This window comes from Elusimicrobiota bacterium, assembly GCA_026388155.1.
Taxonomy (GTDB): Bacteria; Elusimicrobiota; Elusimicrobia; order Elusimicrobiales; family UBA9959; genus UBA9634.
Window position 1 is genome coordinate 84083 of sequence record JAPLKI010000021.1, and the last position, 17966, is coordinate 102048.

A 17966-nucleotide genomic window follows, 5' to 3' on the forward strand; every position below is an offset into this window, starting at 1 on the left:
TCGCGGACAGCGCCAGAGGCCCGCGACAGGCCAGAGTCACTGCCATAGGCTTGCCAGTCGGCAATTTTAGGGTCAGTCCATCCACATCAGGCGGTCGAAAAAAAGCAAGGCGCCGGCCGCGATAAGTATCAAGCCGGATGCTATTTCCACATAACGAAGAGCGTTTTTAAAACGCCCTATGAAGGCAAAGAACCTTGCGGTTAAAAATGCGGCCGCCAGAAAAGGCACGGCCATGCCCGCCGAGTAAACCAGAAGCAGCGTCACGCCTTTTGCGGCTGTGCCGGAAACGGCGGCCAGACTCAGTATGAAAGCGAGTATCGGCCCTATACAGGGCGACCAGCCCAAAGCGAAGGCGAATCCCATTAAAAAAGCCCCCGCCGGCCCGCCGGCAAGCCCACGCAGTGAGAAGCGTTTTTCATAGTTAAGAAAATTAAGATTAAACAAGCCGGTCATATGCACGCCCAAAAGAGCCATCACTACCCCGAATACCTTTGCCAGGGCTTCTTTATGGGAAGCCAGCAGATCGCCAAGAGCCGAAGCGGCCGCGCCCATTATTGAAAAAATCACGGTAAAACCCAACACAAAAAAAGCGGCCGAAATCACCACTTTGCGCGTAAGCACTTTCGGGTCGCCTTTTATAAGTTCGCTCGCCGAAAAGCCGGAGAGCATGGACAGGTAGCCCGGCAAAAGCGGTAAAACGCAGGGAGAAAAAAACGACATCACCCCCGCTCCGAAAGCCGTAATCAAATGTCCCATGATAAGGATCCTTGTTTATTTTTTAGGCGGGGCTCCGGCCGCGGCGACGGCCGCCGGTTTTGGGCTTAACTCTATCTTTGTTATTTCCGTTCCGCCGAAGGACGAGCTCTGCAGATAGAACAATACCGTGTAGCTCTTTCCTGCGTCGGCAAAGAGCGCCGCAAGTGTTTTGGCGTTGCCGGGGGCGTCTTTTGTGTTTTTCTCAAGTGAAACCAGTTTAAGTCTGAGGATCTGTTTTTTGGCCGGGTTCTCGATAAAGAACGCGCCTTTAAGCTGGGAATCCTTGGTTATATAGTCGTGTACAAAGGCCGCCAGGTCCGAGTCCGACTCCTGTATGACAGCCTGATCGTCATCTTCATCCGCCTGCTTGGCGGTGTCGGTGGAAACCAACTGGTCGTTAAAGTCGTCGTCTTCAATGGCCGCCGCGCCAAGCACCAGCCCCGCCGTTACAAACATTGCCAAAGCTAATTTTTTCATTTTCCCCCCTTCTTTTCCGAATATAAAAACACTTTCATCGGCTTTTTCGGCGGAACGGGCCAATGCGCGGTTTCCACGTAACCCATAACCGTTCCCCAGTGCCCCTGACTTTTAAGGATAAAATCGCACACCTCGCGGGCGGCTCCGCTGCCGCCTTCCTTCTGCGTTACCAGGTCGCAGACCTTTTTTACTTCGTCCAGGGCGTTTTTGGGCGCGCAGGCAAGCCCCGCTTTTTTAAGTACCGGGATGTCGGTAAGATCGTCGCCGATGTAAGCCACATTTTCCTCTTTAAGACCCGAATCTTTGAGGATTTCGGCCAGCGGAACGAGCTTTGAAAGAAAACCCTGGTAGGCATAGTTCATTCCCAGCTGGCGGGCCCTTTCTTCCGTGCCCGGCGATTGCATGCCGGTGATAATTCCGGTCCATATCCCGAACTGGTTTAAAAGCCGCAGGCCTATGCCGTCCAGTGAATGGAAGGCTTTCATCCCCACGATTTTTCCTTTATGGTCCGGAAGAAAATACATCTTGCCGTCCGTCAGCACGCCGTCCACGTCCATAAGCAGGATCTTTATCTTTTTAGCTTTCGCGATATTTTTTTTTGAAACCATATTTTCCTCAGAGTTTAAGTTGCCACTTTTCCGCCAGTTCCAGCTCCGCTTTCCTTGCCGTAAAATTTTTGGGTTGCGGGCCGCAGTATTTAAATAAAAACCAGTTGATGGTTTCATCAAGCCACTTGTCCATGGGCGTTGAAGTCCAGCCGAAAGTCTTTTCGGCCTTGGCTATGTCCGTCACAAAATCCCCTCCGTAGGAAAACGGGGAGGCGTCAAAATTAAAGCCGTTTTCTTTAAGCCACGAATACGGCGGGTAAAGGATATTGGCGTCCCTGTGCAGGATGCGGGCCGAGAGTTTCACGAAATCGTCAAGGGTAAGCTGGAGCGAATCCCCGAAATTAAATGCCTGTCCCGCGGCCGTGATTCCAGAGTAAATGATCGTTTCAAAAACCCTGGCCAGGTCTTTGGAGAAAATATAGCGGCTTAAAAAAGCGAAACCGGGCAGGAAAACCGGGCCTCCGTCGGCGAGCCGAAGCCAATAAGAATAGGCCCTGAGTGTGGGGTCGTGCGGGCCGATGACCACAGGCGGCCTTACAATAACGGTCGGGAAAGCCTTTTCCAGGAAAGCGGAAAGAAACACCCCCTCAGCCTCATATTTTCCCAGCGCGTAGGCGTGTTTTTCTTTCAATTCGGGCTTACGGAGTAAAAGCTGGACCTGGTTTTCCCTGTACGGAGAAGAAGAGCCCTCAAGCACCGTGTAAACCGAAGCGGAACTGGTAAAAATATAAAGCCCCGTCCTGCCGGAGAAAATTTTTACCGCCTTGCGCGCGTCTTCGGCGGTGTAGCAGATATTGTCTATCACGGCGTCCCAGGTTTTGACGGCCATGCGGGAAAGGTCAATTTCCACCGTGCGCTCTCCGCGCGACTGCTTTATATCAAGGGGCAGTCCCTCAACAGGCGCCCGCCTTGAAAACACGGTCACCTCATTGCCTTTGTCAAAAAGCAGGGCCGCCGTTTCCTTGCCGAAAAAACGTGTGCCGCCCAGTATCAGAATTTTCATAGCAAACCGGTAATGGCTTAGGTGGATAGACTGTCGGCAGTTAGACTATCGGGTAAGAAGCAGAAATACGGACTAACTGACTAACAGCCTTCAGCCTAAACTCCTTTATGCTTTCCTGTGCTGCCGAATCCCCCCGTGCCTCTGCGGGAAGCCTCAAGTTCCTCTGCCGCGTCAAAATTCACGTAGCGAACAGGCATCACTAGAAGCTGGGCCATTTTCTGGCCCTTTGCCAGATTTTTAGGCTCATTCGTTAGGTTGAAAAGACACACCAGCACTTCCCCCCTGTAGCCTTCGTCCACTAGTCCGGCGGTTACTATGAGTCCCTGCGATTCAAGCGAGCTTTTGCCCCAGACTATGCCGGCGGTGCCCTCGGGCAGAGCGATGGAAAGCCCGGTTCTTGCCTTTACCGCGCTTTGAGGCGGTATTTCCACGGCTTCAAGCGAAAAGAGATCTGCTCCGGCGTCGGTGGGATGCGCCCTGTCAGGCAGCAACGCCGAGGGGTGCAGCTTTTTTACTTTTACATTCATATGATTTTTGTAATTGCTCAGGCGGACAGACGGACAACCGAATAGCTTTCAGCCTAAACACCTGAGTAATTACAGATAGTATATAAATTTTACAGGCTTTTTTTCTTCCGGTTCCTTTTGTGTGTTTTCCCCCTTTCGGAATTGCGTAACTTTGTGTTATTTTAAGCCCGGACCGGGGAATCGGCGGTGGCCGCGTCTTGCGCCGCCTGGCAGGTAAAGCTGAAAATTCCGGATTAGCGGAGCGGTTTTGTGTTTTTGCCCTGCCGGATAACATGTCGCCCATTCCTTCTCTATATAAGGAAAGGGTCGGCTCTTGTGGTTTTATGGTTAACATATGTTAACCAGTGGATAATACAGCGCCTGCCAATTCGGATTCCAACTGAATTCGGGTTTGTTTCCCTGACTCGCACCGGACTGGCGCTGTTCTTTCCTGAACGATTGTTTTATATGCTATAATTGGTGGTTAACATGGGTTAATCATATGGCAAAAGATTTTTTTTCTCTTCCCGAGGCGGCGGCAATACTTGGCATTTCGCGTATTGCGGTTTTTAAAAAAGTGCGCAAAGGCCAGGTTGCGGCTATTCGCGTGGGGCGTAATTGGGCCATAGCCGCTTCCGTTTTAAATTCATATAACGAGAAATCCGCCAATCCCCCCCCTCCTGCCGCAAAACCGCCGGCAAAACACCATGAAACGAAAACCGTAACCTATTCTCCTTCGCCAGACGCAGAAATGAGCGATATGGGCTGGGATTGATCCAAATATTTTAAGCGCAGCTGTCTTTCGCTTAGGTATTAAAAGGCGCTACAGTTAATATCCCATATTATTTTTGCGCGGTGGGTCCGTCAACAGGCGGGTGGTTATAAAAATACCGTCTATCGAGGACGGGCGGGTTATGAGGCGGCTATGTGTGGGTTGTAGGCCCTCGCCCGGATTTCCGCCGCACAACATGTCGATTACAGACTGCCCCTCCATCCATTATCCTGGCTAATTTTCCAATTTAAAAATAACCACTTGACAATGTTTAGAATTTGTGCTAAACTTTAGATAGTTAATTTATAAATTGATTATATTAAGGATAATATTAATAAAATGAATATTCCTAATAAGTGTCCTTCTTGCGAGGGAAAATTGGTTATAACTGAGTTGTGCTGCTCGGAGTGCAAAACTTCCATAAAAGGTGTTTTTGACTTGCCCGAATTTTCTCTTCTTTCACATGAAGAGGAATATTTTTTAAGAGTTTTTCTGGCGGCTCGGGGCAATATAAAGGAAGTGGAAAGGCAGTTGGGTATTTCCTATCCCACGGTGAAATCAAAACTGGAAAATATGCTTTCAAAACTGGGGCTTGGGGATCTGAGTAAAGAAGTTCGAAAAAAACGGCTTGAAATAGTTGATAGACTGGAGAGGGGGGAGGTTTCCGCCCAGGAAGCGATAAAACTGCTGAAAGAGCTGGAGGGGTAGGGGGAAAATCGGGGCGAAAATAAAAAGGAAAATATGAACGAAGAAAAAATGAAAATACTTAAAATGCTCGAGGAGAAAAAAATTTCCTCGTCGGAAGCCATGCAGCTCTTGGAAAGCCTGGATAAGCTCGATTCTAAAGCGCAGGGCGCCGGCGGGGGGAAGGGACGCACCTTAAAAATAAGAGTGTACAAAGAAGACTCCAGTGAGCCGAAAGTAAACGTCAATGTGCCGCTTGTCTGGTCAAAATTCCTGACCCCGTTCATAGGGGGGAAAATTAAGGAGGAGCTGGATGCCAAGGGCTATCCCATGGACCTGGAAAAAATACAGGAAGCGCTTGAGTCGGGAGAAATAGGTAAGATCGTTGAAGTAAACAATGGCAAAAACAGAGTTGAGATCTATATAGAATAGCGGCAAAAAATCAGGAGGCAATATATGCTGGCATTCAGTATGCGGAAATTCTTTTGGGGGCTCATCCTTATAGTAATAGGCGGGCTTTTGTGGGCGCACAACTTCGGTCTGGTGGCATTTTCCATAAGTCTTTCAAGGGATTGGCCTCTGATAATTGTAGTTTTCGGATTAATGGCGGTTTGGAACGCCTTGTTCGGGAGGCATTGGTGGAGCGCCAAGTCCGACCCCCGCGGCCGCAATTGGGAGAAGGGGGAGATCAAAAAAATCCTTGAAGAATTGGAAAAAGGCGATATAAGCGCTGACGAAGCCGCGAAAAGAATGGAAAAGTGACAATTGACATAGCAACAGTGGCCAGAGACCGTGACATGCCTGGAACCCAAAAAACCTGGCGGACCTCCGCCATCAGGCCGTCTGATGGGCATAGTCCCTGATACGGCACGGTCATAGGCCAGGCCGTTTGACGGGCATAGCCCTTGTTATGGCACGGCCATAGGCCAGGGTTTTCACGTGAAAACTTACCCAAACAGTCCCGGTCGAAAATCATGTCTTAGTTTAATCACTGCACGTTTTCTCTTGAAATGCCGGTTTCAAATATAGTATTCTTGGGTTAACAGCAACAGTGATTGTGGGGGCACATATGAAGAGATGGCTGTTTATAATGTTAGCAATGTCTGTGTTGGCTTGTTTTTGCGAGGCAAATACAGTTGCTCCAGCTGTGGATAAAACGCGGCAAGAAATGGGGGGCTGGGGAGCGGATGGGGAGTTTTCGCGGATGTTTAACAGGCAAGGCATTGTTTTTTTGACCGGAACAATTGAAGGAATAAAGCCTGTTTCACCCGTAAAGGGTATGACGGAAGGCGTTATCGCGGTGCTGAAAACGCAAGAGGGCACGATTGAACTGGCGCTTGGTCCCAAGTGGTTCATAAATAACCAAAAAATCTCTTTTTCAAGAAACGACATGATAGAAGTGAGAGGCGTCAGGGTAACGCTGCACAAGAAAACATTTTTTATCCCGGCGAGGATCATAAAAGGTAATTATGTGTTGGAGCTCAGGAACGAAGACGGGGTCCCTGTATGGGACGCTGTAAGGCGAAGATAATGTTTGCACGTGAAAACTCGGGTTAATTCAGGGAATCTTAAAAACACACGGAGAACCAGTTATGGCGGAAATAGTATCAATAGCGAATCAAAAAGGCGGGGTGGGGAAAACCACCACAGCTATTAACCTGGCTGTGGCATTGGCGGCTTTTGATTACGAGACCTTGCTTATAGACTTTGACCCGCAGAGCAATTCCACATCCGGGCTGGGCGTGGACATTACAAAGAAGCATAACAATATTTACGATGTGCTTTCGGGAAAGGCCGAAATAGAAAGCGCCATCAAGCAGACCTCCGTGGAATGGCTTGATATCGTGCCAACCAGTCATAATCTGGCGGGCGCTGAAATAGAATTAGTGAACGAATTCTCAAGGGAGGCGGTGCTTAAAAGGTCTTTGGACAAGTTGCGCGGTATGTATAAATTCATAATAATAGACTGCCCGCCCTCACTGGGTCTTTTAACCGTCAATGCCCTGAATGCTTCCGACTCCGTCATAACTCCGGTGCAATGCGAATATTATGCCATGGAGGGGCTGGCTTATTTCATGAATACGGTGGAAAAAATCCGTCAGGCCCTTAATCCGAAGCTGAAAATAGACGGTGGTATAGTCACCATGTACGATTCCCGCATAAATCTGGCCAACCAGGTAAAGGGCGAGATTTCCAAGTATTACGGCGACAAGCTTTACAAAACCGTCATTCCGCGCAATGTCCGCCTGGCGGAGGCCCCCAGTTTCGGGCAGCCCATTTTCGTTTACGATCCCAGCTCGCGCGGGGCATTGGCCTATAAGGACTTGGCCATAGAATTCCTCAGTCGCCGCGGCGTGGACGTGGAATCGTATAAAAACTCGTCCCTCTATGTTAATGAGGAGCCCGAACTTGAATACGACTTGGGCGGCTAGGCGGCTTGTGGGATAGATTCAGAGTATTTTATTTATGCGGTCCGGCGGACAACCTGTTTAGCAAGGAGAACATATGAGAACAGCTTTGGGCAGAGGTATAGATTCCCTGATCACAAAGGTGGAAAATAACGATATTTCCGGCGATATCGTGCAGCGCGTTCCCGTTGATAAAATACGTCCCAATCGCTTCCAGCCAAGGAGAAATTTTGACGACGGGGCTCTGGCTGGGTTGGCCGACTCTATAAAAGAGCGCGGCCTCCTTCAGCCCATTACCGTGTGGAAGGACTCGGGCGACGATCATTATGAGCTTATCGCCGGGGAACGCCGCTGGCGTGCGGCGTGCCTTGCCGGCCTGCCCGAGATAGACGCTATCGTGCGCAAAGACCTTGACGACGAGTCAAAATTGGGGCTTTCTCTGATAGAAAACATACAGCGCGAAGGTCTGAACGCCATGGATACGGCGCTCGCTTACCGCCAGCTTATGAATCAGTTCGGCGCCTCCCAGACGGAAATAGCAAAAAAAGTGGGCAAATCAAAGACCACGGTTTCAAACACCCTGCGTCTGCTTGAACTGGAGGAAACCATCCTGAACGGCCTGCAGAGCGAATTGATAGACGAAGGCCACGCAAGGGCGCTTCTTTCAATACCCGACAAGACCCGCAGGCGGGAGGCTTACGAAAAAATAATTTCCGACAAACTCTCCGTGCGCGACGTTGAGGCTTACGCCCAGGGCTTTCACGCCCGCAGGCCCCGTTCCGTCTCAAAAGCGTCGGCAAGAGCGCATAAAAGCCCGGAAATCGCCGAACTTGAATCTTCCCTTGAGAATATCCTGGGGACCAAAGTGGAAATTCATCCGGGGGCCGGCCCGGAGAATGGTAAAATAGTCATACATTATTACTCGCTTGATGATTTTGACAGGGTAACACAGATTCTGAAAAAGTAACACGGAAAGAGGATAGCGCTGAAGAGCTGAGGGAAAAACCACAGGCTTCCAGGCTTCAGTCTTCAGCGCTTCAGACTTCAGGGCAAATAGGATACGCATGAAATTTTTTACGGTTTTCTTTTTTTTAACGGCGGCCCTCGGCCCCGGCGCCGCCGCCCAGGCTCCGGCGGAGGCTCCCTCTTTTTCCGCCAAATCCCCTGTGCCCGCGTATCTGGCGGCGGAAAAAAACCTTGGCAGGTATTACCTCTACGCCGACGGCGGGTTTCACGCTGACTGGTATATAGGCTACAACAATTGCTGGATAGTAAAGCTCCCGCCCGCGCCCTCGCTTGGTTATTCCAGGGCGTATATAGGCGCGAAAATAGGCCGCGCCAAAATAAATTCCTGGCCGCTCTCCTGGGATAAAACGCCGATCCCGGGCAAAATATACATGGCCATAAACCAGCAGCCGAAATTCAACTCGGACAATATGTATTTTCTCGCCGACAGCGCGGATCTGCCCCTTGAGCCGCTGCCGAATGATTATCTTGACGCCGTAGATTCGTCGCGCTGGTTCTGGGCCGAGGTCTCGCTCTCAAAAATTTCCGCCGAAAACCCGAATTATCTTGCTATATGGGCATCTTCGCGATACTTCACCTCGGCTTCCAGCTCGCCCATAATCGCTGCCGCTTTCTCAGAAGATAAAGATGAGAATGAGAATGTGTGGCTAAACCACTCAATAATGGGCAACCCTCCCTCCGGAGACGATGTGCTTGAAACCCCTATCTCAGGCCTGAAACCCGCGCTTGCCATAAAGCTGGTGCCGCAAAACGAATATAAGGTGTTTATTAAGGGCTTTATGGCCGAGGTGGACGCTGAAAAAATAACTGTTTCCTTCTCCGCCATAGGCGAAGACATACGGGCCACCTGGCTTGAAGTGTCTTACGATAAATTTGACTGGCAGAGAGCTACCCGCCTGTTGTTCCGGGCGCCGTATTTCTGGACCTTCAGGCGCGATGAAATTTCAAAAGATATGTTCTATCTGCGCGCCGCCGCCTCCGATAACCTTGAGAATACCGGTTATTCAAAGGAAATCGTGATCCCGGCCATGCCGGCTCCGGCGCAGCAGAATTAACGCGCGCGAACCGGGGGAAAAATAAAATGAAACTTTACAATGTGGCCGTTGTGGGGGCTTCCGGGATGGTGGGGGGGGAGCTTCTTGGCCTGCTTGAGGGCCGGCGCTTCCCGGTTGGCGAATTTTATCCTTTCAACTCCGGCAGAAAGCCGGCTTCAGTGGTTTTTAAAGGCAAAAAATACCCCTGCCTGAAGCCGTCCTTCGCGCTCCTGAAAAAAGCCGATATCGTTTTTTTTGTTTCCACCGACGAGGTGTCAGGCCGCTTTGCCAAAAAGCTGGCTGCCGCCGGCGTATGGTGCATAGACGATTCCTCCCGTTTCCGCCTTGATCCGGCCGTGCCTTTGGTAATTCCGGAAATAAACGCGGTAGAGCTTAAACCTTTAAAAAAGCTGATAGCCGGCCCCAACTGTACGCTTACGGGCGCCGCCGTGGCTCTTTTTGAGCTGCATAAAAAATTTAAAATAAAAGAATTGCGGCTGGCCACCTATCAAGCCGTCTCCGGGGCAGGCAGGGGCGCTATGCTGCAGCTTGAAGCCGAACTGAGGGCTTACCTCAAAACCGGCAGGGTTCCGGAGGTTAAAGGCGGCAGGTTTCCGCACCCCATAGCCTTCAATTTATTTCCGCAAGTGGGCGGCTTTGATAAAAACGGGCATTCCGTTGAGGAAAACAAGGTGGAGGCCGAGCTGAAGAAAATTTGGAATTCGCCCGCGATCAGGATAAGTTCAACGGCGGTGCGCGTGCCGGTTTTGCGGGGCCATTCTTTAAGCGTATGGGCCAGAACTGAACGGCACTGGACGCTTGCGGGGCTTAAAAGCGTTTTAAGTAAGACCCGTGGGCTTAAATTCTCGCCCGACCCCTATAAATATCCCGTGCCGTTAAAACAGGGGTATAACACTTTTGAGGTTTTCGCCGGGCGCCTCAGAAAAGCGAAAACCTCGCCCGACGAATTCCAGCTTTGGATAGTGTCTGATAATCTCTATAAGGGCGCCGCCCTGAATTCCGTGCAGATAGCCGAACGTATAACGGCGAAAAAATAAAAAACGCGAAAATAATTCCCGCGCTCGTTTAGTTCCGCTGCTGGTATTTGTTTATTAATAAAAACCCGTGTTCGCATGGAAAAAACAATAAAAGCCTCTTTCCTCGCCGCGCTTCTCGCCTGCGGTACTCCGGGCCGCGCCGGTGCGGCTTTGTTAAAAAACCTGAGCATGGACCTGGAGCCAAATACCATATCGCTTACTTCGGATTTCAACCTGGAAACAACCGGCGATTCGAGGACGGTGCACTATAGGCCGGGCCTTAGCGTGGAATGCGCCTCTAATATGAAATTTTATAACCACGCTTTTGAGTGGTCGCTGGAAGTTTATTACGACTATAACCGCTATAAAGGGCCCGACAACCGACTGCTCACCAGCACACTGGGGCTGAATTTAGCCAAAATAATGCTTACGCGGCTTAACGGCAAGGACCTGAAGGCTGTCCGGCCTTATCTGCTTGCGGGCATGGAACTGACCGCGCTTAAGGAAAATTCCAGTGATGAAAGCCATAAAATCACTTTTGCTTCACCCACCTTCGGGCTGGGGCTTGAGTTTAATGTCACCAGCAAGGCCAGTCTCAACATTGAATACCAGCAGAATATTCAGGAAGGGGTCACCCGCCGCTCCAGTGTGATGTGCGGCCTCTCCTACGCCATCTTAGGCGCGGAAGAGTAAGATCACGGAAACCCCTAATTCAGCTGAACGTTTGCGAACCTCAATTTATTGACCCACATGGCAATTTCCACCAGGTCCAGATCTGAAATCTCCGGATAGTCGGCCGCTGTGTTAAACGCTTTCACTGTGGCCCCCTTTCTTTCAAAATAAATGCGGGCTATCGTCCGGCCCTTGTAGCGTACGTCGTAGCCGGGATTCTTCTGCTTGAGGTAAAACCCGGCCCACAGGGCGCTTTTATATATATAGGCTTTCAGGCCGTTGTCCTTTTCCGCTTTATAGCTTTCATATAGCCACTCTTTTACCTGCCATTTCATAAGGCCTCCTTTAGGACAGCGGATAGCGTGTAGCGGATAGGGGTTAGAGAAGGAGTTGTTTATTCAGTCCCTAACCGCTAGCCCCTATCCTCTATCCGCTGCCCTTATGTTATAGCACACCAACGCGACAGCGTCTTGTCGCGTTGTTTTTTGTGATTATGGAATGTTTCCCGCAAATTTCCCGTATAAAAAAACCCCGGCTTGGTAAAATAAAGCGCGGGAATTTCTCAATTGTGACTTGTGACTACTGTGCTCTGACTGGCGATTTTTCCGTTTAAATTTCCTGGGTCTTGACAAGTCAAGAAACCTCTGCTATACTCGATATGTAGTTGCGATCTCTCGGTGCGCCGGTTAGATGGTTGCGGTTCGGTGTGAGTGTGGTTGGGTTCGGGGGCTGCCCCGGCCCCGGCGCGGTTCCCCCGGTGCGCGGTAGGTTCCAGGTTGGGTGGTTTCACCGGGTGGGCGGTTCGGGCCAGGCGCGTTCGGCGCTTTCCGGCCCCGCGAGCCGCCCCTTAGTGTAGTGTGGCGTTAGCCAAGTGAAGAGCCCCCGGTAGCGGGGGCTCTCATTTTTTGCCCTTTTTCAGTTTCCGGCCTTCCTTTTGCATAACCTGGATTTCCCGTTTGAGAAATTTCCCTTTTCTTACTGCAAGCACCGCCCTTTTGGTTTGGTAGGGGTAGGCCATAAATTTATGTTCAGTCTCCAGTGTGCGTGTTCTGCGGCCAAAAGAGCGGGGCAAACCCAAGTCGGGTTCCGGAGGCTGCTGCGAAATACCCCTGCCGCCACCCCGCTCAATTTAATCCACAATGGTCACTTAATTATTAAATTAGCGCAGCAATCGCAGAATTCGGGATAATAACAATGACAGCGGACCCATATTTATCATTAAATATAGGCGGAGGTCAGTTATGGATAAATTTTTCTTTATGTTTTTCGGCGCGGGCCTGGGCGCTATTGCCGCTTACTTCTTTGCCAGGTCCCGGGGCGCGTCCAGGGAGGAATTTGAGGCTATGAAGACCCGCCTGGAGTCTCTTAACGCCGATAACGCGAAATTGCAGGAGCGTTCCTCGCAGCTAGGCGGCGAAACGGTGAAACTTGACGGCGAGCTTAAAAGCGAGCGGGCCAAGTCGCAGCAGCTTAACGCCGATTACGCCAAAACCCGCCGCGAGCTTGACCTGCTTTCCGGAGAGCTCGATAAGCAGAAGCAGGAGATGCTGGTGCAGTTCAAAAATATCGCCAATGAAATACTTGAGGATAAGAGCCTGCGCTTCACCGATATGAACAGGCAGAAAATTGACGAGATACTTATTCCGCTGAAGGAACGGCTGACCAATTTTGAGGGGGAGGTGCGCAAGCTTAATGTGGACGGCGCAAGCCGCGCGGCGGACCTTAAATCCGAACTCGCGAATTTAAAGACCTTGAATCAGCAGATCACCGAAGACGCGGATAACCTGACCAGGGCTCTTAAAGGCGAATCCAAGATGCAGGGTAACTGGGGCGAGATCCTGCTGGATAAGATCCTTGAGCGTTCCGGCCTGGTGGAGGGCGAGCATTATAAGCGCCAGGAAAAACTTACCCGCGAAGAAGAAGGGGGGAAAAAAAGATATTTTCCGGATGTGGTGGTATACCTGCCGGAGGGCCGCCAGGTGGTAATTGACTCCAAAGTTTCGCTTTCGGCCTATGTGGAGTATTCCTCGGCCAAAGACGAAGAAACCGTCGCCAAAGCGCTTAAGGCGCATCTTTTATCGGTTAAAAACCATATAGACGAACTGTCAGCCAAGGATTATTCATCGCTGCCCGGGCTGAAATCCCCTGACCAGGTGCTTATGTATGTGCCGGTGGAGCCCGCGTTCTATCTGGCCATGAAGAGCGACGCGGGGCTTTGGGAATACGCCCTTGAGAAAAAAGTGATACTGGTCACCAATTCAACGCTTCTGGCCACGCTGCGCCTGATAGAAAGCATCTGGCGCCAGGACAAGCAGGGCCGGAACGCCGTTGAGATAGCCAAAAAAGCCGGCGAACTTTACGATAAAATAGTGGCTTTCGTGGAAGTGATGAATGAAATAGGCGGCCGCCTGGGCCAGCTTAACCGCTCTTACGAAGACGCCATGAAAAAGATGAAGGACGGCCGCGACAACATGTTGACAAAGGCTGAAAAGATACGGGAGTTGGGCGCGAAAGCCTCAAAAGAACTGCCGCGCGAAATTAAAGACCTTATAGAAAAAGACCCCGGCTGAAGAAGATCTCGAATATTTCGGTTTCTGTTTCATGTGCTCGGCGGTCTGCCCGAAATTGCGGCTTCAATTGGCGATATGGGATTTTTGGTTTAGGCGTATTGAAATTACCCTTGATAGACAACCACTTCCCAACTGTTTAGGGGGCGCCGCATGGGGGGCCCTTATACGCAGGCATTGAAATAGCGTGCGAATTTTTCATGTAATGTCTTGAAGTTTAGCCTTAACTAAATTATAATACATATTATGTATACACAATTGCAGTTGACGGAGATATTTCATATTGAATTTCTGCGCTATCTTGCGGCGGATCTGCCGTCCGGCCTGTGGGCGCTTAAAGGCGGGGTTAATCTGCGCCTGTTCTTTAAAAGCATACGTTATTCCGAAGATATGGACCTGGATGTTAAAGAGCTGCCGGTGAAGTCTGTTCAACATCGCGTTATGCGCATCCTGGCTTCTCCGTCGTTCAGGGAAAACCTTAAAACGTACGGCATCAATGCAATAAAACCGCCGGATATAATTAAAGCCAAACAGACCGCAACCACGCAGCGTTTCAAGATACACATTATGACTTCATCCGGCGAGGATTATTTTACCAAGGTGGAATTCTCCCGGCGCGGTTTCCAGGGGGGGCCTGTTGCGGAGCCTGTTCCGGCGGTTGTTCTGCGGCCTTACGGTATGGCCCCGCTCATTGCGTGGCATTACCCGGCGGCAATAGCCGCGGCCCAGAAAATTTCGGCGGTATTGTCCCGTTCTATACTCCAGGCCAGGGACATTTTTGACCTCTACCAGCTTAGTACGCAGGTGCGCTCCGGCGCGGCCGGCGTTCCGCTCCCGGATAAGGAGGATCTGTCCAGGGCAAAGGAAAAGATTTTTGAGCCGGGTTTTGAAATATTCCGGGATTCGGTGGCGGCTTATTTGGCCCCGGAAGACCGGAAAATTTACTCCGTGCCGTCCGTCTGGGACGAAATTAAGCTTAAGGCCGCTGATTTTGTGGATGAACTTAAAAAAAACAATGGCTAAAAAAACGCTTATTTCCTATGTGCTGGGGCTTGGCCGTCCCGTGTTCAGCGCGCGCGAACTAAGCGCTGTTTCGGGTAAATCCCCCTCAACCGTTTCACAGGGGCTGGCTTTTCTGCGCGGGCAGGGGCTTGTTGTAAAGGTGGCGCACGGCGTTTGGGCGGCTGGCGGTTCAATGCCCGGCCCTTATGCCGTAATAACGCATATATTACCTAAACAGCGGGCTTATGTGTCTTTTACCAGCGCTCTGTATCTGCATGGCATTATTGAGCAGATTCCGCAGTATGTCACACTGGCCTCGGTGGCGCACAGCGGGGAAATAAAAACCGGCGCGGGGATGTTTACCGTGCACCGCCTGTCGCCCTCGTTTTTCTGCGGTTTCGGCTGGCGCGAAGGGGCTGGCGGCTTTCTTTTGGCCGAGCCCGAAAAGGCCCTTGTTGACTGTCTTTATGTTTCCGCTTTCCGCAAACGGCAGTTCTCCCATTTTCCGGAATTACGTTTCTCCGCAGGCTTCAGCTTCAGGAAAGCTTACGGCTGGGTTGCCGCCCTAAAAAGCCGCAAAGCGGCCGCGCACGCGCGCCGCCGGCTTGATCTGATTGCAGAGGCCGCCCGGCTCCGGCGCGGTTTAAAAAAGTCCGGCTCCCGGTATCCTTAACCTGGAAAAATTCCTCCGCCTAAGGTAGACGCCCCTGAAATACTGGGCTAATTTTTCCAATTCAAAAAAGATGATGGGTCTGTTTAATTCCGGCGCAGGTGTTTGGCGGCGGATTTGGCTACTTCAAGGATGCCGGCGGTTTCATTGGCGGTTTTGTCGCGGATAAGCTGGGCGAACTGCTGGGTGGCGGCGTAAACGGCGTCTTTGCCGGGGCCGGGGGTGGTGTCAAACAGCCTGGCTACCGGGATTCTCATGGCTTCGGCCAGTTTTTGTATGGTTTGAAGGCTCGCTTTCCTGCCCTTGGTCTCAATGTAAGCCAGAAAACTTGAACTTATCTGCGCCAGTTCGGCCAGGCGTTCAATGGTAAGCCCCGCTTTTTTCCGCTCTTCCCGAATCCTTTCCCCAACAATGTCGTAAATGTTCCTGGGCATAATCCCTCCCGAAGCTCAAACCCGCAAACGAAAAGGTAGACGCTACCTTTTCTATTTTCTACCTTTTTGCTACTTCGTTTTGTCATTGCGAACCGAAGGCGAAGCAATCTCTCTCTTATACGCAACCCCTATTCTAAAGCTTCCATAAGTGTAAAACCATAATATACTGGTGGATTGTATTGTTGACTTATAGTTGGTATTTTGATTAAATCTGCTAAACGCCGGTTCGGCGTTGCATTTGTCATAACATGAAGGGGGGAAATCGGGGACGTTTAAACAACAATTTTTTAATGTAGCGGTCGCATTCCCATGCGACCTTAAAAGATAGCGTCTATCTTTTATAAGCAGGTGGTGGGGTGACTCCGCCCCCAATTTTTGGAGGAAGTATTCAGGGAATGCAAGATGAGGCGATAAAGAATGAATATTACAAACTTATTCAAAAAAACCGGGTTGGATATGCCTGATTACATTAAGCACCAATTTAAAAGATTTTTATTTTCCTATACGAGAACCTCTGTTGCGGCGTTTGTGCTATTTGTGGCCTTATGTGGGCAAATATTTGCTACTGAAGCCATTACAAACGGAAGCTTTAGTTCAGGCTCAAGCGGATGGACATTGTCAGGGGATTTTTGGGCAGGGACAAATCTGTCAAATTATCATACTTCACCTGGGTATGCAGCCGGAGGTGTAGATGGCGCTGGGACAGCAAAGAACAGCGCAAATGGCTCAATGAGTCAACAAGTGACTATTCCAAGTGGCGCGACAAGTGTTACACTGACCTACTGGTATAGTATTACAACTCAAGAAATCGGCGGGAGTGCCTATGATATTTTAAGCGTTGTAGTTAACAACGCCAATATCGTTGATACCTTGTCGAATGTAAACAATACATCAGGGAGTTATCAACAACGGTCCGCAATAAATCTTTCTTCCTACGCTGGGCAAACAATAACCCTAAAATTTGCTGCGACTACAGATGTTTCAAACACTACTGTATTTCGCATTGATGATGTCAGTTTAACTTATACGCCACTTTCAGTACCCACCGCCCCAAGCAATTTTCAGGCATCGGTAAATGACCTTCATGTAACTTTTTCGTGGACGAACAACTCCCCTTCAGATCAGTACGATGTCCACGCAATAACAGATAGCTCCTATATTGGGATTTTTAGCCCCAACATTACTACAGCTACAACTGATTTATATTCCTACGGCACCAGCCATTGTTACACTGTCATGGCCCACAATGCGGCCGGGTGGTCAAGTGAATCTAATCAAGTCTGTATTACTCCGATGTCACAACCATCGCTCTCCTCTCCATCCTACGGTTACCAGTATCCAAGCGGGACGCCATCCGCAAATCTTTCCTGGAACTCCGTGCCAGGTGCTGTCAGTTATGCCATTAATGTGAGTCTTTACAATACTACAGGGTCGTATGGTGTTCTTGCAAGCCCTTATATAAGCAACCAAGGCGCATCGGGAACCAGCGCGACAATCTCAGTGTCAAATGGACAAACTTACTATTGGCAAGTGATAGCCTATAATGATTCACCTGGTGCCTCGCATTGGTCAAGTGTTTACTCTTTTTCCGTTGCATCGCCCATCCCCGTAACCCCTACGCTTTCCTCTCCCGCTAATGGGTATTCTTATCCCACAGGAACTACCGCTACAACTGTTTACTGGAACAGTAGTTTAAATTCCACTTCTTACGATGTACAGGTCGGCGGTAGTTGCGGAGATAACAGTGTTTACTTTGGAAATACAACAAATCTCAATCAGGCGATTTCGGGTTTGAGTAGCGGTCAGACTTATAATTGGCAGGTGCGTGGAAATAATAACGGTACCGTGTCCAATTTCTCAGGTTGTTATTCCTTTACTATAGCTCCGCCAATCCCTGGTTTTGCTTCTCCTGCCAATGGATATTCTTATCCTTCCGGAACGACATCTGCTACTCTTTCCTGGAATAGCGCCACAGGCGCCACATCTTATGATTTGCAGGTCGGAGGCAGTTGTGGTTCAAGCAGTCTTTACAGTGGGAATACAAGCAATCTCAATAGAACAGTTTCAGGATTAACGGACGGGCAGACTTATTATTGGCGGATGCAGGCGAATAATTCAGCCGGAGCTTCCGGGTATTCAAGTTGCCGTTCTTTTTCTGTAAATACTCCGCCGACAATAACTACGATTACGCCAAATTCGGGCTTAAATAATGCAAGTTTAAACATAACGAATCTGGCGGGGACAAACTTTGTTAGTGGGGCAACAGTAAAATTAACCAAATCAGGGCAGAGTGATATTACGGCCACAAAT

At 50.0% G+C, this 17966-nt stretch carries 22 protein-coding genes; 14 read left to right on the forward strand and 8 right to left on the reverse strand.

Annotation, left to right across the window (positions count from 1 at the left end; translation table 11 throughout):
- Positions 1-72: 72 nt before the first annotated feature.
- From NTX59_09980 to NTX59_10005, 6 genes are all read right to left on the reverse strand, one after another.
- Positions 73-756: a cytochrome c biogenesis protein CcdA gene (locus tag NTX59_09980; GenBank protein ID MCX5786005.1), complete on the reverse strand. Its 684-nt coding sequence runs from the start codon at positions 754-756 to the stop codon at positions 73-75.
- A gap of 15 nt (positions 757-771) precedes the next feature.
- Complete coding sequence (locus tag NTX59_09985) at positions 772-1233, reverse strand: hypothetical protein (protein ID MCX5786006.1); 462 nt, start codon at positions 1231-1233, stop codon at positions 772-774.
- Positions 1230-1841 (reverse strand): HAD hydrolase family protein, encoded by a 612-nt coding sequence (locus tag NTX59_09990; protein ID MCX5786007.1) that lies wholly within the window; start codon positions 1839-1841, stop codon positions 1230-1232. Before NTX59_09990 ends, NTX59_09985 begins: the two co-directional genes overlap by 4 nt.
- A 7-nt stretch (positions 1842-1848) precedes the next feature.
- Positions 1849-2844 carry an NAD-dependent epimerase/dehydratase family protein gene (locus NTX59_09995; GenBank protein MCX5786008.1) on the reverse strand — a complete coding sequence of 332 codons (996 nt, stop codon included), beginning with the start codon at positions 2842-2844 and terminating at the stop codon, positions 1849-1851.
- 95 nt (positions 2845-2939) lie between these two features.
- Complete coding sequence (gene dut / locus NTX59_10000) at positions 2940-3371, reverse strand: dUTP diphosphatase (GenBank protein ID MCX5786009.1); 432 nt, start codon at positions 3369-3371, stop codon at positions 2940-2942.
- On the reverse strand, positions 3325-3705 hold the full coding sequence (locus tag NTX59_10005; protein ID MCX5786010.1) for a hypothetical protein: 381 nt from the start codon (positions 3703-3705) through the stop codon (positions 3325-3327). Before NTX59_10005 ends, dut begins: the two co-directional genes overlap by 47 nt.
- 147 nt (positions 3706-3852) lie before the next feature.
- Between NTX59_10005 and NTX59_10010 the strand changes: the two genes are divergently transcribed.
- The 10 genes from NTX59_10010 (at position 3853) to NTX59_10055 (ending at position 11004) form a co-directional block, all read left to right on the forward strand.
- Positions 3853-4125 (forward strand): helix-turn-helix domain-containing protein, encoded by a 273-nt coding sequence (locus NTX59_10010; GenBank protein ID MCX5786011.1) that lies wholly within the window; start codon positions 3853-3855, stop codon positions 4123-4125.
- A 336-nt stretch (positions 4126-4461) separates the two neighbouring features.
- Positions 4462-4830: a DUF2089 domain-containing protein gene (locus tag NTX59_10015; GenBank protein ID MCX5786012.1), complete on the forward strand. Its 369-nt coding sequence runs from the start codon at positions 4462-4464 to the stop codon at positions 4828-4830.
- Between the two features lie 33 nt (positions 4831-4863).
- The gene (locus tag NTX59_10020; GenBank protein MCX5786013.1) at positions 4864-5238 is read left to right on the forward strand and encodes a hypothetical protein; all 375 of its coding nucleotides are present in this window, start codon (positions 4864-4866) and stop codon (positions 5236-5238) included.
- A 24-nt stretch (positions 5239-5262) separates the two neighbouring features.
- Positions 5263-5568: a DUF5668 domain-containing protein gene (locus NTX59_10025; protein MCX5786014.1), complete on the forward strand. Its 306-nt coding sequence runs from the start codon at positions 5263-5265 to the stop codon at positions 5566-5568.
- A 442-nt stretch (positions 5569-6010) separates the two neighbouring features.
- Positions 6011-6337 (forward strand): DNA-binding protein, encoded by a 327-nt coding sequence (locus tag NTX59_10030; protein MCX5786015.1) that lies wholly within the window; start codon positions 6011-6013, stop codon positions 6335-6337.
- 61 nt (positions 6338-6398) lie between these two features.
- Positions 6399-7238 carry a ParA family protein gene (locus NTX59_10035; protein MCX5786016.1) on the forward strand — a complete coding sequence of 280 codons (840 nt, stop codon included), beginning with the start codon at positions 6399-6401 and terminating at the stop codon, positions 7236-7238.
- A gap of 73 nt (positions 7239-7311) precedes the next feature.
- Positions 7312-8181, forward strand: a complete 870-nt coding sequence (locus NTX59_10040; protein MCX5786017.1) for a ParB/RepB/Spo0J family partition protein — start codon at positions 7312-7314, stop codon at positions 8179-8181.
- A gap of 97 nt (positions 8182-8278) precedes the next feature.
- Positions 8279-9295, forward strand: coding sequence for a hypothetical protein (locus NTX59_10045; protein MCX5786018.1), 1017 nt, complete (start codon positions 8279-8281; stop codon positions 9293-9295).
- A gap of 26 nt (positions 9296-9321) precedes the next feature.
- A complete protein-coding gene (locus NTX59_10050; protein ID MCX5786019.1) occupies positions 9322-10332 on the forward strand; it encodes an aspartate-semialdehyde dehydrogenase in 1011 nt (336 codons plus the stop codon).
- 75 nt (positions 10333-10407) lie between these two features.
- On the forward strand, positions 10408-11004 hold the full coding sequence (locus tag NTX59_10055) for an outer membrane beta-barrel protein (protein MCX5786020.1): 597 nt from the start codon (positions 10408-10410) through the stop codon (positions 11002-11004).
- Between the two features lie 14 nt (positions 11005-11018).
- On the opposite strand, the gene NTX59_10060 is transcribed toward NTX59_10055, so the two are convergent.
- The gene (locus NTX59_10060; protein MCX5786021.1) at positions 11019-11318 is read right to left on the reverse strand and encodes a hypothetical protein; all 300 of its coding nucleotides are present in this window, start codon (positions 11316-11318) and stop codon (positions 11019-11021) included.
- 906 nt (positions 11319-12224) lie between these two features.
- Here NTX59_10060 and rmuC point away from each other — a divergent pair.
- The 3 genes from rmuC (at position 12225) to NTX59_10075 (ending at position 15225) form a co-directional block, all read left to right on the forward strand.
- A complete protein-coding gene (rmuC, locus tag NTX59_10065; GenBank protein MCX5786022.1) occupies positions 12225-13553 on the forward strand; it encodes a DNA recombination protein RmuC in 1329 nt (442 codons plus the stop codon).
- A 243-nt stretch (positions 13554-13796) separates the two neighbouring features.
- On the forward strand, positions 13797-14573 hold the full coding sequence (locus tag NTX59_10070; protein ID MCX5786023.1) for a nucleotidyl transferase AbiEii/AbiGii toxin family protein: 777 nt from the start codon (positions 13797-13799) through the stop codon (positions 14571-14573).
- Entirely contained in the window at positions 14548-15225 is a 678-nt protein-coding gene (locus tag NTX59_10075) for an ArsR family transcriptional regulator (GenBank protein ID MCX5786024.1), read from the forward strand. Before NTX59_10070 ends, NTX59_10075 begins: the two co-directional genes overlap by 26 nt.
- Before the next feature lie 83 nt (positions 15226-15308).
- On the opposite strand, the gene NTX59_10080 is transcribed toward NTX59_10075, so the two are convergent.
- Positions 15309-15656 (reverse strand): helix-turn-helix transcriptional regulator, encoded by a 348-nt coding sequence (locus NTX59_10080; GenBank protein MCX5786025.1) that lies wholly within the window; start codon positions 15654-15656, stop codon positions 15309-15311.
- 417 nt (positions 15657-16073) lie between these two features.
- Here NTX59_10080 and NTX59_10085 point away from each other — a divergent pair.
- The coding region (locus NTX59_10085; GenBank protein MCX5786026.1) for a hypothetical protein at positions 16074-17966 on the forward strand (1893 nt) is incomplete at its 3' end.